This is a genomic window from Providencia alcalifaciens DSM 30120 (assembly GCF_000173415.1).
GTDB lineage: Bacteria > Pseudomonadota > Gammaproteobacteria > Enterobacterales > Enterobacteriaceae > Providencia > Providencia alcalifaciens.
On record NZ_ABXW01000047.1, the window covers coordinates 153,358 to 169,552 of the forward strand.

At 41.0% G+C, this 16,195-nt stretch carries 13 protein-coding genes and 1 tRNA gene; all 14 read left to right on the forward strand.

All coding sequences use genetic code 11. The features are described from left to right. The 14 genes from PROVALCAL_RS10135 to PROVALCAL_RS10200 all read left to right on the forward strand — a co-directional run bounded on the left by PROVALCAL_RS10135 (position 1) and on the right by PROVALCAL_RS10200 (position 16,195). A tRNA-Ile gene (locus PROVALCAL_RS10135) sits at positions 1-77 on the forward strand. Positions 78-1,245: 1,168 nt separating this feature from the next. Then, positions 1,246-1,812 (forward strand): fimbrial protein, encoded by a 567-nt coding sequence (locus tag PROVALCAL_RS10140; RefSeq protein WP_006659150.1) that lies wholly within the window; start codon positions 1,246-1,248, stop codon positions 1,810-1,812. A 152-nt stretch (positions 1,813-1,964) separates the two neighbouring features. Beyond that, positions 1,965-4,436, forward strand: a complete 2,472-nt coding sequence (locus tag PROVALCAL_RS10145; protein WP_006659151.1) for a fimbria/pilus outer membrane usher protein — start codon at positions 1,965-1,967, stop codon at positions 4,434-4,436. Positions 4,437-4,458: 22 nt separating this feature from the next. Then, positions 4,459-5,199: a fimbria/pilus periplasmic chaperone gene (locus PROVALCAL_RS10150; protein WP_006662931.1), complete on the forward strand. Its 741-nt coding sequence runs from the start codon at positions 4,459-4,461 to the stop codon at positions 5,197-5,199. Between the two features lie 34 nt (positions 5,200-5,233). After that, the gene (locus tag PROVALCAL_RS10155; RefSeq protein WP_006659153.1) at positions 5,234-5,716 is read left to right on the forward strand and encodes a fimbrial protein; all 483 of its coding nucleotides are present in this window, start codon (positions 5,234-5,236) and stop codon (positions 5,714-5,716) included. 11 nt (positions 5,717-5,727) lie between these two features. Further along, on the forward strand, positions 5,728-6,231 hold the full coding sequence (locus tag PROVALCAL_RS10160) for a fimbrial protein (RefSeq protein WP_006659154.1): 504 nt from the start codon (positions 5,728-5,730) through the stop codon (positions 6,229-6,231). Continuing rightward, complete coding sequence (locus tag PROVALCAL_RS10165; protein ID WP_006659155.1) at positions 6,228-6,740, forward strand: fimbrial protein; 513 nt, start codon at positions 6,228-6,230, stop codon at positions 6,738-6,740. Before PROVALCAL_RS10160 ends, PROVALCAL_RS10165 begins: the two co-directional genes overlap by 4 nt. 19 nt (positions 6,741-6,759) lie before the next feature. Continuing rightward, on the forward strand, positions 6,760-7,614 hold the full coding sequence (locus PROVALCAL_RS10170; RefSeq protein ID WP_006659156.1) for an MrpH family fimbial adhesin: 855 nt from the start codon (positions 6,760-6,762) through the stop codon (positions 7,612-7,614). A gap of 135 nt (positions 7,615-7,749) precedes the next feature. After that, positions 7,750-10,032 (forward strand): carbamoyltransferase HypF, encoded by a 2,283-nt coding sequence (gene hypF / locus PROVALCAL_RS10175; RefSeq protein WP_006659158.1) that lies wholly within the window; start codon positions 7,750-7,752, stop codon positions 10,030-10,032. Between the two features lie 609 nt (positions 10,033-10,641). Then, a complete protein-coding gene (hybO, locus tag PROVALCAL_RS10180; RefSeq protein WP_006659159.1) occupies positions 10,642-11,760 on the forward strand; it encodes a hydrogenase 2 small subunit in 1,119 nt (372 codons plus the stop codon). Between the two features lie 2 nt (positions 11,761-11,762). Next, on the forward strand, positions 11,763-12,827 hold the full coding sequence (gene hybA / locus PROVALCAL_RS10185; protein ID WP_006659160.1) for a hydrogenase 2 operon protein HybA: 1,065 nt from the start codon (positions 11,763-11,765) through the stop codon (positions 12,825-12,827). Continuing rightward, on the forward strand, positions 12,814-14,001 hold the full coding sequence (hybB, locus tag PROVALCAL_RS10190) for a Ni/Fe-hydrogenase cytochrome b subunit (protein ID WP_006659161.1): 1,188 nt from the start codon (positions 12,814-12,816) through the stop codon (positions 13,999-14,001). Before hybA ends, hybB begins: the two co-directional genes overlap by 14 nt. Then, the gene (gene hybC, locus PROVALCAL_RS10195) at positions 13,998-15,701 is read left to right on the forward strand and encodes a hydrogenase 2 large subunit (protein WP_006659162.1); all 1,704 of its coding nucleotides are present in this window, start codon (positions 13,998-14,000) and stop codon (positions 15,699-15,701) included. Before hybB ends, hybC begins: the two co-directional genes overlap by 4 nt. Beyond that, positions 15,701-16,195 (forward strand): HyaD/HybD family hydrogenase maturation endopeptidase, encoded by a 495-nt coding sequence (locus PROVALCAL_RS10200; protein WP_006659163.1) that lies wholly within the window; start codon positions 15,701-15,703, stop codon positions 16,193-16,195. The genes hybC and PROVALCAL_RS10200 overlap by 1 nt, the downstream gene beginning before the upstream one ends.

The following is a 16,195-nucleotide window of genomic DNA, read 5'->3' on the forward strand; positions in this document are numbered from 1 at the left end:
GGCCCCTTAGCTCAGTTGGTTAGAGCAGGCGACTCATAATCGCTTGGTCACTGGTTCAAGTCCAGTAGGGGCCACCAAATTTTAGCTGTTAAATCAGCGCATTAAGCCACTTTGAAAGAAGTGGCTTTTTTGTATCTAAAATCTTGAAATCAAATTATCGCTTAATTAATTGTTTTTCCAGTGAATTCTTGAATTAATCGCTCCCCTTCATGTTTTTCACCATATCCGCATCGATATTTAAATATCCTCCATCTTTAATCTGCATGAATTGGTTTCCCCATATGTTAGCCCGTTCATGGGCTTTATCGATGCCAAGTCGTGGGACGTTATCGGTAAAAGAATATTCGCGATCTACGAGCGATTAAGCGAGTAGAGCACCCAAAGAAATTTGAATGTCTGAAGAAATTGAGACAAATATAAAAAACTGATGATGATTCACGTGAAGGTTTAATGTATCAATTTGGGACTTTATATTTTCAGTTAAACGTGACTTGCTGTTTTAACCTCATTTTCTATCCAAATAGTATTTTTACTTAAACGCATCACTTATATTAGTAAATACTTATCTCTCATGTTCATTGCTATAAGCTTAATTTTTTGTATTCAGGAGGAAATAAAACACTGATTAGACAAAGAATGTGTTTTATACATATTGAATAATTATCATTAGATATAAAAAATGAGACTGTTCTCTTATTTTTAATCGAAAATCTATGTGTTAGCGAGTGGGGTTAAATTAAAAATAGGATTTTTCTTTATTGAAAATATAAATTTAAGATAAAAAATGGAAAAACTATTACGCTAAATAGCGGTGATTTGTTTATTTGTAACTATAATACACATTAAAAATGTAACTAATTGCAATAAAGTAATGTCCGATATATGTGAAAGAAATGTTGTTAAGTATGAATTCATGACACATTATTTGTAACTTGTTGATTTTATTGGGTGCGAAATAATCGTAATATGAGTAAATGTATCAAAAAATAACTGCCTATTAAATCCATTGATTTTAATAGGTGATGGCGACTTTACAGCTTTTAGGTGTAATTATAGTATTTATGTGAACCAAAGCTCAAAAGGCAAAAAGATTTAATTACCATATGCATAAATATATTAGTGGTTTTTACTTAAGTATATTTATCTACTCCTTGTCTCTGAAATTCAAGTTTATATTGTGATTAATGTTTAATTACAGAGGCTAATTTTATTTTTTAAATTATTATTTGATTGAGGACGTACCTAATGAAATTCAATAAGACATTTATGGCTATCGCAGCAACAACATTAATTGGTTTTGGTGCAAATGCAGCGCCAGTTAATCACGGTAATGGTAAAGTAACATTTACTGGTAGCATTATTACTGCACCTTGTTCTATTGACCCATCTTCTGTTGATCAAACAGTAGATTTAGGTCAAGTAGGTGATGTTGTCTTAAAAAACGGCGGTACTTCAGATGGTCAGTCATCCCCAGTTATGTTTGATATTAAATTAATTGACTGCACTTTGGAAACGGAAGAAACCGTGAACATCACATTTTCAGGAGCGGCCGCTACAAATGACCCTAAATCACTATTAGCTATTACAGGTACAGCTGCGGGTGCAGGTATTCAAATCGTGGATAGCAACAATGCGCCAATCGTTTTAAATGAGCAAACTAAATCAATTCACAAATTACAAGGCACAACAAACACTTTGCAATTTGCGGCTTACATTAAAGGTTTAGGAAGCCAAGGTAAACCAGAAGCTCCAGTTGAAATTGTAGCAGGTGAGTTCCAAGCAGTAACAGATTTCGTATTGTCGTACAACTAATTTCAAAATTATTGTAACGGTAAGCTGAAGTAATGAGACTAATCATTACTTCAGCTTAGAATATTTATTAAAATTTAAGGGCATTGTAATGAAAAAATTCAATAATAAAATTATGTGTTCCGTGTTTTTAAATTTTAATAAAAAATAAAGTCATGAAAAAGCGTATCACGGCTTCTTTATTACTGTTGAATTCATTAGTTTCTTTTGCTGAAGAGGCGGTGGATTTCAATATTAATATATTGAATGCAGAAGATAGAGAAAATATTAACTTGGCCGTTTTTTCTCAGGATCTTTATATTGTTCCGGGTGTTTACCCCTTTAAGCTAAGCATAAATAATGCCTATATTCCTGAACAAAAAATTACCGTTGTGAGTTATGAGGATAAATCTCAAGCTTGTTTAACGGATGAAATTGTCGAGAAATTTGATTTAAACCAGAATGCAGAAAGTAAATTGCACTGGAATGCTATTGATGGCTTAGAATGTTTAGATATAGCTAGTTTAGATGGCATGTCAGTGACACCCAATTTATCTACTGGAACATTAATTATTAATATTCCTAAAACGTACCAAGAATATTCTGCGAATGATTGGGAATCGGCTTCGCGCTGGGAAGATGGCATTAAAGGCATTATTTTTGATTATAATCTGACTTCACAATATAACCGCAGCTTAGGCAGCAACACTGCGAGTGATACCTTTTTCTTGTCAGGTTTAGGTGCCGTGGGAGCTAATTTTGATAGCTGGCGTTTACGGGGTTTTTGGCAAGGTTCATATAACCATACTCAAAATAGCCGAGCTGATGATACCCATGATATTAAGTGGACCAATATCTATGCTTATCGGGCCATTCGCAGCTTAAAATCTAAATTAACGCTCGGTGAGGATTTTCTGCAAACTGATTTATTTGATAGCTTTAAGTTTGTAGGAGTTTCATTACGTTCTGACGACAATATGCTGCCACCAAGCTTACGTTCTTATGCGCCAGAGGTCACTGGTTTTGCAGAAACTAACGCTGTGGTTAAAATAAGCCAAGATGGTCGGGTGATTTATGAAAGCTTAGTGCCTGCTGGTCCGTTTAGAATTCAAAATTTAAATAGCGGCATTTCAGGTACATTACAAGTTAGAGTTGAAGAGAGTGATGGGCGTGTTTCTGAATTTGAAGTGGACGCGGGAAATATTCCATTTTTATCTCGCCCAGGCTCTGTACGTTATAAAGTGAGCGCGGGTAAACCCACGGATATGGATCGACATGTCATGGGCGATGTCTTTGCTCAAAGTGAAGTTTCATGGGGTATAAATAACGGCTGGTCAATTTTTGGTGGAGCACTTAATAGTAGTCGATTCAATTCTTTTGCTGCCGGTGTTGGGCGCGACTTATTTAAATTTGGTGCCATTTCATTTTCATTTAATCATTCAATTGCGGCACTGACTGACGGACCGACTTTAAAAGGTAAAGCATTTAAAGTTGATTATTATAAAAGCTTTGAAGGCAGTAATAGCCAATTGCAATTATCGGCGTATCGTTTTATGGATCGTGAGTTCATGACGATGAGTGATTTTCTCATCTATAATGACCAAAACAATATTACGTATGCGGGACACAATAAAGGTTTGTATTCAGCATCGATAAGTAAAAACTTTACGGATTGGCGTTCTTCCATAAATTTAAATTACACGCATCAAACATATTGGAATAGACCAAATAGTTATCGCTATAACATGACTTTCTCGAAGTATTTTGATACGAGCATGTTTCATAATGTCGGTCTGTCTATCAATATGTTTAATAGCAAAATGCAGGGTTATCAGGATAACGGAGTTTATGTCAGCCTTTCCGTTCCATTAGCATCAGGAACCTATGTCAATTATTCAACGTATAACGGAAAAAATGATAATACGAATAAAGTGACAATGAATAAACGCCTTGAAAATAAAGATAATCTATCACTGTCTGTGGGTAACAATCGACATAGCGGAATATTGAGTAGTTATTATAGCCATAAAGGCAATATGAATGACTTTAATACTAGTTATAACTATATGAGCAATAACTCAATGTCGCTGTCTGCCAATATTCAAGGTGGTGTGACGATGACGGGGTACGGTGTGAGTATGCATCCCGTTACATCAACAGGTGGAACGCGTGTATTTGTTGATATGAATGGCGTAGGTGATGTTCCGGTGAAATACAATGGTTCGCACTTACGCTCAAGCAGTTTTGGAAAAGTCGTTGTTCCAGATATTAACAGTTACTACAAGACCGATGTAGTTGTTGATATTAACAAGTTACCTAAAGATGTGGAAATTGCTGATTCAGTAACCCAAACCACATTAACTGAAGGCGCCATTGGTTATCGTAGCTTTGACGTTATTTCAGGAATAAAAATGATGGTAACGCTGAGATTACAAGATGGTAGTTATCCACCATTTGCTGCCGATATTAAAAATGATTCTGGGAAAACAACAGGAATTGTTGGGGATCAAGGTGAAGCTTATATTGGTGGAATCAGACCTGGTGAAGAAATGAAAGTATCATGGCAAGGTTCAGAATGTAAAATAACATTCCCACAAAATATCGAAGAGCATAATATTTATGACAAATTGCTCTTACCATGTAATTAATAAAAATCTTAAAAGAAGGCTAATGTTTATGATGAAAAAATTATCCGTATTATTACTTGGCTGCTTCGTTACGGCGAATGCTTATTCGGCAATTTCAATGGACAGAACGCGTATTATTTATAATGGTGATAGTAACTCTGTTTCATTAACGGTTAGTAATAAGAATACCCAGCTGCCTTATTTAGCTCAAGGTTGGTTTCAAGATGATAAAGGTGAAAAGTTAACGTCGTATTTTACTATTTTGCCGCCAATCCAAAGAATTAATGCAGGACAAACTAGCCAATTACGTATTGAAGCTTTACCCGACGTTGTGAAATTACCACAAGATAGAGAAAGTCAGTTCTTTTTTAATTTAAGAGAGATTCCACCTACCAGTAAAAAATCCAACGTATTACAAATTGCATTGCAAACTCGAGTGAAATTTTTCTATCGACCAGCCTCTTTAGTGGTTGATTCCACACAAATGAAAAATTCACCGTGGCAGAATAAATTAGTGTTAGTGAAAAAAGGCAGTGAGGTTTATGCGAAAAACCCAACGGCTTATTACGTGGTACTCAATAATATTAAAAAGAATGCAGCGGCTGAGAAAAATAAGGGGTTTGTGGCAACAGATATTGCTCCATTTTCCGAGCAAAAGATTGCTATTACCGCAGAGCAGTTAGGTTCATCACCTGTAATTAACTATATCAATGACTACGGCGGTCAGGTTGATTTACCGTTTGTGTGTTCTGCTACAGAGTGTCACGCAAAAGATGCCAAATAATCTCATAAGCAAATGATGGAAACGGGTAAATCTAATGTTTAAATTTAAGAGTTTGTTTTGTCTTAGTTTACTGTTTTTTTTATCGGTGAATGCATTTGCGGATGGGAAGTTTGTAACGGTCAGAGTGAATGTTTTATCCGGTGGATGCGTGTTGAATAATAACGAAGATATCTACGTTGATTTTGGTGATGACATTGTTATTGGACAAATTGACTCAGGCAAATACACCGAAACGGTTCCTTATGATCTGACGTGTGATTCTCAGTTTGACGAGCTGTACATTGTGTTTGAAGGCGTTAAAGGAGAAACCTCTAACAGCCTGAAAGTCGCGGATACACCGGGTTTGAATATCAAACTTTATATTGATAACAAGCCAATGAATATCGGTTCTCAATATGAGATTGATAACATCCAATATTTACCTTCTTTAACCGCAGAACTGGCACTGGCTAATGGGATAAGACCTATTGGGGGTGAGTTTTCTACTGCTGCAACACTAACTGTAGGATATCATTAAGGTATTATCTTATGAACAAACTCTTATTATCGGTTGTTTTATTCCTGACATATGCGAGTACCGCACAGGCTGTCAAAGTGAACTTCAGAGGAAACTTGATAGAGGGAACACCGTGTGTCATCAATAATAACCGTCCGATTGAAGTGGATTTTGGTGATGACTTAGTGGTTTCGTTAGTTCCGACGAAAGATGGTAAAAAATACATCGAAGATATCGATTTCGAATGGGAATGTGACAACATTTCATCGGGAACCGATGTGGTCTTTAGTTTTGAAGGCTCCCGCGCTTCCTTTGATAATGATTTGCTGAAGATCAATGAGCAAAAAGATATCGCGCTACAAATTTATTACGATTCAAAGACACTGAGAGTGAATGATGATTTTGTATATACCTATCGTTCTGACTCTCAAATTCCTGATTTAAAAGCCGCTTTAGTAAAAAATAGTTCAAGTACTGCCAATGTACAGCCGGGTGAGTTTACTGCCAGCGCGACATTAACGGTTGCATATCAATGAGGATTATTTTCTTTACTCTATTACTTTATTTCACTGGGAATGTGCTCGCAGATGAAGTGAACTTTTCTGGAGTACTGAGGCATGCAATCCCTTGCGTGGTAAATGGTGGCGAAGAGCTGGTGGTGCCATTTTACGAGGTCAATGATAAAGATCTTTACCGTCAAAGAGATATTACAGAAACTTTTGAAATTACACTTTCAGATTGCGAATTCTTACCTGATTTCTCATTTTCGATGGCATTCACGGGGGTCAGTAACTCGAAAATTAAAGGGTCGTTACGGATTGATGGTGATCCCGGTGATCTTGGCTACGCTATTATGTTAACTAGCGATAAGGGAAATATGGATATTAATCGCCAGTATCCTATTACAGGAATGAACGGTAATAAATTTCCTCAAGTCATTCCGCTTAAAGCCTCTATTTTAGGTGAAGAAGACGCTATCAAAAATAAAAGCATTAAACTCGGGGAGTTTAGCGCTACAACGACATTTAATATCTATTACGAATAACTCGGCTGTTAAGGATATTATGAAAAGACTTATTCTTATCTGTTTATTAGTGGTCGCCCCTTTTCAATTCTCACGTGCTGAATTTGCGGCGCAAGGGGAATTACGCACAGACTATGGTGCTTGGATGGATACCACATATGTGCTGCGTGGGGATTTAGAACATGATAACCGTCCATTAGCGATACAAGCATCTGGTGCTTGTCCATGTAACATTTTTCTTGGCTCATGGGGGACATGGGAAGATGGTCAGTACGGCGCCGGAACTCAACATATTGTGAGCTTCGATACCCAGACGGTGAAATTAACGGAAAGAAGTTCTTGGGAAGAAAAACCAGTAACATTTAGTGAAGTCGCAAGAGCATTACAAAAAGATGGCGTATTGAATAAAAATATTCAAGGCCGCTGGCAATTTTACCCAAGACGCCCTGGTGTGGGTTATTGTTTCAATCTTGGAATTCACTACACTGGCGTGATGCAAAGAGAGCAAACGGCAAATAATCCCATTATTCTTTGCTCACCGTTAGACCCTGCGATCTCAAATTGTGATATTGAGGGTCCGGATTATATTGATCACGGAACATTGTCGAATAGTTCGATGAATGGTCATACGGTTAGCGAAAACTTTACTGTCAGTTGTACCAATCCTACCGATGTAAAAATTTCAGCAGTTGCCGGTTTAGATAATGATAATTTTATCTTTATGGCGGATGGACTGGAGTCAGAAATTAATGTTAATGGGCGCCCATCCACAGTTCTTTCGGTCGATTCGTTCGTGAAGCAAACATTCAACGTCACCAGTACATTGAGAAAAACCAAAGATCTCACACCCAACGAATATTCGGGGATCTTTTTACTATCCGTAGAATTGCCTTAATGACGAAGCATAAAATAAAATGGCAGGTTTTGAGTCAATTCATCGTGACTGAAACCTGCCATTTTTTGATCTGAACTTAGGTTATTTGTACGTAGAAGCGCGAGAATAGAGTCTCTATCACCAGAGGGCATTCGAGTGAAAAACGGAACACAATTACGGATCAAAGGCAAAGTTCAAGGGGTTGGATTCCGACCTTACGTCTGGCAGCTTGCTCATCAATATGCCTTGAATGGCGATGTCTGTAATGATGGCGAAGGTGTTCTGGTGCGCCTGTTAAATACCGCTGATATCGATTTATTTACCCAACTTTTATATCAACATTGTCCACCGCTTGCCCATATTGAATCTGTGCAAGCCCAACCTTTTGAATGGGATGAAATTCCTGAAAAATTCACTATTCGTCACAGTGGTGCAGGGCGGATGGATACCCAAGTAATCCCTGATGCCGCAACCTGTAAGGCGTGTCGTGACGAATTATTTGACTCGACAAACCGCCGTTACCATTACCCATTTGCGAACTGTACGCATTGTGGACCCCGTTTTACGATTATTCGCCAAATGCCCTATGACCGCCCGAATACCTCTATGGCGGCATTTCCGTTGTGCCCTGAATGTCAAAAAGAGTATGAAAACCCTGCGGATCGTCGGTTTCATGCTCAACCCAATGCATGTGCAACCTGTGGTCCTGAAATTCAGTTATGTGACAAAAATGGCAATATATTAGCCACTCATCATCAAGCGCTAGAGCAAACTGCAAGCCACTTGCTCAATGGAAAAATCGTTGCAATCAAAGGGCTTGGTGGATTTCATCTGGCTTGTGATGCAACCCATACTCACGTGATTGAGCGATTACGTCAGCGTAAGCACCGCCCAAGTAAACCTTTGGCGGTCATGGTTCCATCCATTGACTGGCTAAAAGAACAAGGAGTTACGCTAACTGAAGGGCTATGTGCTTTACTTGAAAGTGCTGCGGCGCCGATAGTGTTGATTCATAAATGGAAAAATAGCGTACTAAGTGAAAATATTGCGCCACATCTGCGAGAAATAGGCATCATGTTGCCGTCAAATCCATTGCAACATTTATTGATGGAACAGGTGAATAAACCGTTAGTCATGACGTCAGGAAATGCATCAGGTAAACCGCCAGTATTAACGGCACAAGCCGCTTTCCTTGATTTGGCAAACATCGCGGATCTGTGGTTGACTCATAACCGAGATATTGTTCAGCGAGCTGATGATTCCTTAGTGCGTTATCACGGAGTTCAGGCCGAAATGCTGCGTCGCGCACGCGGCTATGTGCCGGATGCCGTCGATTTACCTGCGGGATTTGAACATTCTCCTTCTATCTTGGCATTGGGTGCAGACTTAAAAAATACCTTTTGTCTGCTCAGAGATAAAAGCGCGGTTCTTAGTCAGCATTTAGGTGATTTGGACGATGTCGATATTTACCAACAATATCAGCAATCTATTGTACTTTTTGAATCCATCTACCGATTTAAACCAGAGTACATCGTGGGGGATATGCACCCTAATTACGTCAGCCACCGTTATGGCAAGGTGTTGAGTGAGCAGCTCCATATCCCGATGATTCAGGTGCAGCACCATCATGCTCATATTGCAGCCGCGATGATTGAACATGGTATTCCATTAGGCGATGAGAAAGTCATTGGTTTAGCGCTAGATGGATTGGGATTTGGTGATGATAATCGGTTATGGGGGGGGGAATGTTTACTGGTCGATTATCACTCTAGCTTACACCTTGGTGGGTTACCGCCAGTTGCCATGCCTGGCGGGGATTTAGCGTCTCGTCAGCCATGGCGAAATTTATTAGCTCATTTAGAAAAGTATCTACCTGATTGGCAAGCTCAGCCCATTGCTTCAGTGCTAGCGCCTTTCCCTTATCCCGTATTACAAAAAGCGATTCTTCGAGGATTAAATAGTCCTACCGCCTCATCGGCAGGGAGGTTATTTGATGCTGTTGGAGCGGCGTTAGGAATTTGCCCGGAACAAACCAGCTGGGAGGGGGAGGCGGCTTGTCAACTCGAAGCCCTTGCATTAGAAAGTCGGATTCAACAGCATCCTGTCACGATGCCGCTGGTGGGGAATCAATTGGACTTACAGACTTTTTGGCGTGAATGGCTTGCGTATCATGCCCCAAGAGCAGAGCGTGCTCATGCTTTTCACCAAGCACTCGCTCAAGGATTTGCTGATTTGGCTATTCAACAAGCGAAGTTGCATTGTATTCAAAAAGTGGTGTTGTCTGGTGGTGTGTTCCATAACCAATTATTACGTCATTTATTAATCGAAAAATTACAGCCACTTGAGGTGCTCCATGCTCGTCAATTACCGATGGGGGATGGAGGATTAGCATTAGGACAAGTTGCGATAGCAGCGGCAATATTGAAAAAAAATAACTGAGAATAATAGTCAGATATTATTCAAGTTTATGAGATTTATATTAAGAAATAAATTTTACTTTATTTATTTTTGATATTAATTCTTATTTCATTTAATTGATATTAATTCTTATTTGTTTTTGTGGTAAAAGGAAATGGTCGAATTTAGAAGGTGCTCGGAATTCGTTTAATTAATTCCTCTTTGAAATGATTCTATTTTAACATCATGAAATAGCGATGATTTGTTATTTTAATTAACATTTTAACTCCCATTTTTTTAAAGAAATTGAGACGAATATGAAAAGTTAAATAATCTTTTAACTCGACGCTGAATCGATTTTTCTATCATAAATTTAAAAAAGACCAAATTTCTTATTGGCTCTTGATGAAGATCAAGTGATTAAAAAGCGGTAGGAATAGGATCTCATTCATATTTACACACCAGGTAATGCCTAATAAGAAAGTTGCTTATTCGGTGTAATTGTTGAAGCGACCTTGAATACAAATAATACCTAAAACTCTATGCATATTTCTAATATGTGACGGATTTTATTTATTTTTTGGAACCGACGGTTGTAAAGAGAAATAGCCTAATAAATAGGCTCTAAGCCACTCATAATAGGAAATAGAAATGGCAGGAGATAACACTATTCATTCTCCCCATGGCATTAATCGCCGTGACTTTATGAAGTTATGTACAGCGCTTGCTGCGACAATGGGGTTAAGTGGAAAAGCCGCTGCTCAAATGGCAGATGCGGTTAGTGATCCAGAACGTCCGCCAGTCATTTGGATTGGTGCCCAAGAGTGTACAGGGTGTACAGAATCACTGTTGTGCGCAACTCACCCAACACTCGAAAACCTAATTCTCGATACCATTTCTCTCGAATACCACGAAGTCTTGTCTGCCGCATTCGGTGAACAAGTTGAAGAAAATAAACACAATGCGATTGAAAAATATAAAGGCAGATATGTTTTAGTCGTTGATGGCTCGATTCCACTCAAAGATGACGGTATTTACTGCATGGTTGCAGGTAAACCTATCGTTGAACATATTCGTCTGGCTGCTGAAGGTGCCGCGGCAATTATTGCTATCGGCTCTTGTGCATCTTGGGGGGGAGTTGCTGCTGCGGGGAGTAATCCTACCGGCGCGGTTGGTCTGAGCGAAGTTCTTAAAGACAAAACCATCATTAATATTCCTGGCTGCCCACCGAATCCACATAACTTCTTGGCGACTGTGGCGCATATCATCACCTTTAATCGCCCACCAGCATTGGATAGCAAAAATCGTCCAATGTTCGCATACGGTCGATTAATTCATGAGCACTGTGAACGCCGTCCACACTTTGATGCGGGGCGCTTCGCAAAAGAGTTCGGTGATGCTGGTCACCGTGAAGGTTGGTGTTTATACCATTTGGGTTGTAAAGGGCCGGAAACATACGGTAACTGTTCAACCTTACAATTTTGCGATGTCGGGGGTGTTTGGCCTGTCGCAATCGGTCACCCGTGCTACGGCTGTAATGAAGAAAACGTGGGTTTTCACAAAGGTATTCATCAATTAGCCAATGTGGAAAACCAAACACCACGTTCTGAAAAGCCAGATTTGAATAACAAAGAAGGTGGACAGGTTTCGGCAACCGCAGTGGGATTAATTGGTGGTGTAGTCGGTCTTGTGGCGGGTGTCAGTGTGATGGCTGTGCGTGAGTTAGGGCGCCAAAAGCGTCACAATGATAGCAACTCACGGGGAGAATAACCGTGGATAGACGAAATTTCCTTAAGCTCTCAGCTGGGGGAGCGTTGCTGGCAAGCACCACTTCACCAAGCTTGGCGGGAGCGGAAAATAGACCGCCAATTCCAAACGCATTAGGTATGTTGTATGACTCGACGCTGTGTGTCGGTTGTCAGGCGTGTGTGACCAAATGTCAGGATATCAATCATCCTGAACGCAATCCTGTGGGACCACAAACATGGTCAAACAATGACAAACTCACGCCCTATACCAACAATGTCATCCAAGTATGGAGTGAGGGAACCGGTTTACATAAAGATCAGGAAAAAGACGGTTACGCTTACATTAAAAAGCAATGTATGCACTGTGTGGATCCGAACTGTGTGTCTGTTTGCCCAGTATCTGCATTAACCAAAGATCCGAAAACAGGCATCGTCCATTACGATCCCGATATCTGTACAGGTTGCCGTTATTGCATGGTGGGTTGTCCATTTAACATCCCTAAATATGCTTATGATGACAAATTTGGGGCGATCCATAAATGCGAACTGTGTAACCAAAAAGGTGTAGAACGCCTAGATAAAGGTGGTTTACCGGGTTGTGTTGAAGTGTGCCCAACGGGTGCGGTGATCTTCGGGACTCGTGAAGAGCTCCTCGCCGAAGCGAAAAAACGTTTATCGCTGAAAGTGGGCGAAGAGTATGGCTTCCCTCGCCAAACCGTTCATCACAATGACCCGAACGTGATGCCAGCTCCGAAATACCAGCAGCATATTTACGGTGAATTGGAAGGCGGTGGTACTCAGGTCATGGTGCTTTCTGGTGTGCCATATCAAAACCTGGGACTGCCAGAATTAGATGAACTGGCAACCGGTGCGCGTTCTGAAAATGTTCAGCACACCTTGTACAAAGGTATGGTTCTGCCTCTCGCTGCATTAGCGGGGCTCAGTTTCTTAGTGTATCGCAATACCAAGAAGCAGGATCATCATGATTCTCATGACGACAAATCCCATGACGAGCAATCTCATGACGATCAGTCTCATAAGAACTCGGTTCATAAGGATAAGGGAGACGACTCTAATGGCGACGCATGATAAAGAACAGCCGCTAGGCGGGCGTTTAGTCAGTTGGCCAGTGATTGTCTTCGGACCCTTTGTCATCCTGTGCCTGATCTTGATTGTAAAACGTTTAGTGTTCGGTTTGGGGTCAGTTTCTGACCTGAACGGTGGGTTCCCATGGGGGATCTGGATTGCCTTCGACTTACTGATTGGTACCGGTTTTGCCTGTGGTGGATGGGCATTAGCGTGGGCGGTATACGTATTTAACCGTGGTGAATATCACCCATTAGTACGTCCTGCGCTACTTGCTAGCTTATTTGGTTACTCCCTCGGGGGATTATCCATCACCATCGACGTGGGTCGTTACTGGAACCTGCCTTACTTCTATATTCCAGGGTACTTTAATACCAACTCCGTGCTGTTTGAAACTGCGGTGTGTATGACTATCTACATCGGTGTGATGGCACTGGAATTTGCACCTGCAATTTGTGAGCGCTTCAATTGGAAAGTGTCATTAAAACGCTTGAATAAAGTGATGTTTTTCATCATTGCCTTGGGAGCATTGCTACCAATGATGCACCAATCATCGATGGGTTCGCTCATGATTGCGGCGGGGCACAAGGTGCACCCTATCTGGCAAAGCTATGAAATGTTGCCGCTATTATCGCTATTGACGGCCTTTATTATGGGCTTCTCGATTGTGATTTTTGAAGGCTCATTACTTCAGTCTGCGCTAAAAGGGCAAGGGGCAGATGAGCGACCACTGTTTGTTAAGCTAACCAATATCCTTCAAGTGTTCTTAGTGCTGTTCTTGGTTTGCCGCTTCGGTGAACTGATTTACCGCGGCAAGATGCACTATGTAATGGCGTTAGATTTCTACGCCATGATGTTCTGGATTGAGACTGCGTTAATGGTCATCCCGTTGATCATTTTCCGCATGCCATCTTTACGTACTGACTCAAGATGGTTGTATCTCAGTGGATTAAGCATGTTGCTAGGTTCTGCGCTGTGGCGTATGAGCTATTCACTGATTGCGTTCAATCCTGGCGGTGGATATGACTATTTCCCAACCGCAGAAGAGATCTTAATTTCTATTGGTTTTGTGGCCATTGAGGTGTGCGCATACATCTTGCTAGTTCGCCTATTACCAATTATTCCAGCGTTAAAAAAATCTAATTCAAGTCCTTCTCAGGCCCGAGGTAAAGCATGAGCCAACGTATAACAATCGACCCGGTAACTCGTATCGAAGGTCACTTACGCATTGATTGCGAAATCGAAGATGGAAAAGTCACAAAAGCGTGGGCATCCGGCACCATGTGGCGTGGTATGGAAGAAATCGTTAAAGGGAAAGATGCTCGTGATGCGTGGATGATCATGCAGCGTATTTGTGGGGTATGTACGACGGTTCACGGAATTATTTCTGTCCGTACAATTGAAAGCGCACTTAATCTTGAAGTGCCTGTGAACGCGCAATATATCCGTAATATGATTTTGGCGGCACATACCATCCAAGACCATATTGTGCATTTCTATCAACTGTCTGCGCTAGATTGGGTCGATATTACCTCCGCATTAAATGCAGACCCGACGAAAGCGGCAAATATGCTGAAAGGGGTCTCTACATGGTCGTTAAATAGCCCGGAAGAGTTCACCCGCGTTCAGAACAAAATTAAAGATTTAGTGGCAAGTGGTCAGCTAGGTATTTTTGCTAATGGTTATTGGGGTCACCCAGCGATGAAACTGTCGCCTGAAGTGAACTTAATTGCTGTGGCTCACTACCTGCAAGCGCTGGAATGCCAACGTGATGCCAACCGTATTGTTGCGTTACTTGGTGGTAAAACACCACACATTCAAAACCTTGCAGTAGGTGGTGTTGCTAACCCTATTAACCTTGATGGTTTAGGTGTGCTTAACCTTGAACGCTTAATGTATGTGAAATCCTTTATTGATCGTTTAGGGGATTTCATTGAGCAAGTGTACAAAATTGATGCGGCGGTGATTGCTTCAGGTTATCCAGAATGGTTGGAAATGGGTAAAGGTGCGAAGCACTATATGTGCGTGCCTGAAATGCCAATGGATAACAAAAATGGCAGTTTCTTGCTACCGGGTGGTTATTTGGAAAATGGGGATTTCAGTACTTATCGCCCAATTACTAGCCATACGGATGAATACCTGATTAACGGTATCAAAGAAAGCAGTAAACACGCATGGTACAAAGATAATGAGCCTCAAGCACCTTGGGAAGGTACCACAATTCCTGACTACACTGGCTGGGATGATGACGGTAAATATTCTTGGGTTAAGGCTCCAACTTTCTACGATAAAACCGTCGAAGTGGGACCATTAGCTGACTTGCTGTGTAAATTAGCCGCGAAACATGAGCCAACTGAAAAACACTTTAATGATGTTGTCGGTCTGTATCAAACCTTAACAGGTAATACGATCACCAAAGATCAGCTCGAATCAACACTCGGACGCATTATCGGTCGTACTGTTCGTTGCTGTGTGCTAAATGAGACCTTGTCTATTCAATGGCAAGCACTGGTAGATAATATTGCTAAAGGCGACCACACAACCTTTATCAAGCCAAATTTCCCACAAGATACCGTGATTAAAGGGGTCGGTTTTGGTGAAGTTCCTCGTGGTCTGTTATCTCACTGGGTGGTTGTTAAAGACGGTAAAATCGAAAACTATCAAGCTGTTGTACCATCAACTTGGAACTCTGGTCCGCGTAATTTCAATGATGAACCGGGTCCATATGAACAAGCGCTGGTAGGCACAACCGTTGCCGATCCATCCAAACCATTAGAAGTGGTCAGAACTATCCACTCCTTCGACCCATGCATGTCATGTGCTGTGCATATCGTTGATACCGAAGGCTCTGAAGTCACTAAGGTGAAGGTGCTTTAATGCGTATATTAGTCTTAGGTGTTGGTAATATTCTGTTGAGTGATGAAGGTATTGGGGTGCGAATTGTTGAAGCGCTCGAAGATCGTTATCACTTACCTGAATGTGTTGAGGTATTAGATGGCGGTACAGCGGGCATGGAGCTCATTGGCGCCATGGCAGACCGTGACCATCTGATTATTGCGGATGTCGTGCTGTCTAGTCAGCAGCCTGGCAGCATTTTGGTACTACGCGATGCGGAAGTGCCCGCGTTGTTTACCCGTAAAATCTCACCCCATCAGTTAGGGCTTTCCGATGTGCTATCGGCACTGCATCTAACCGATGAATTTCCGAAGCGGTTGACGCTAGTGGGGATTGTACCTGAATCCTTAGAACCTCATATCGGTTTAACGGCAACAGGGCAAGCTGCGTTAGAGCCTGCGCTGCAAAAAGTGATTGAAGTTCTGCGCAGTGAAGGGTTAGAGATTACTGAAAAAGAAGAGTGTCTCCATGCCTAA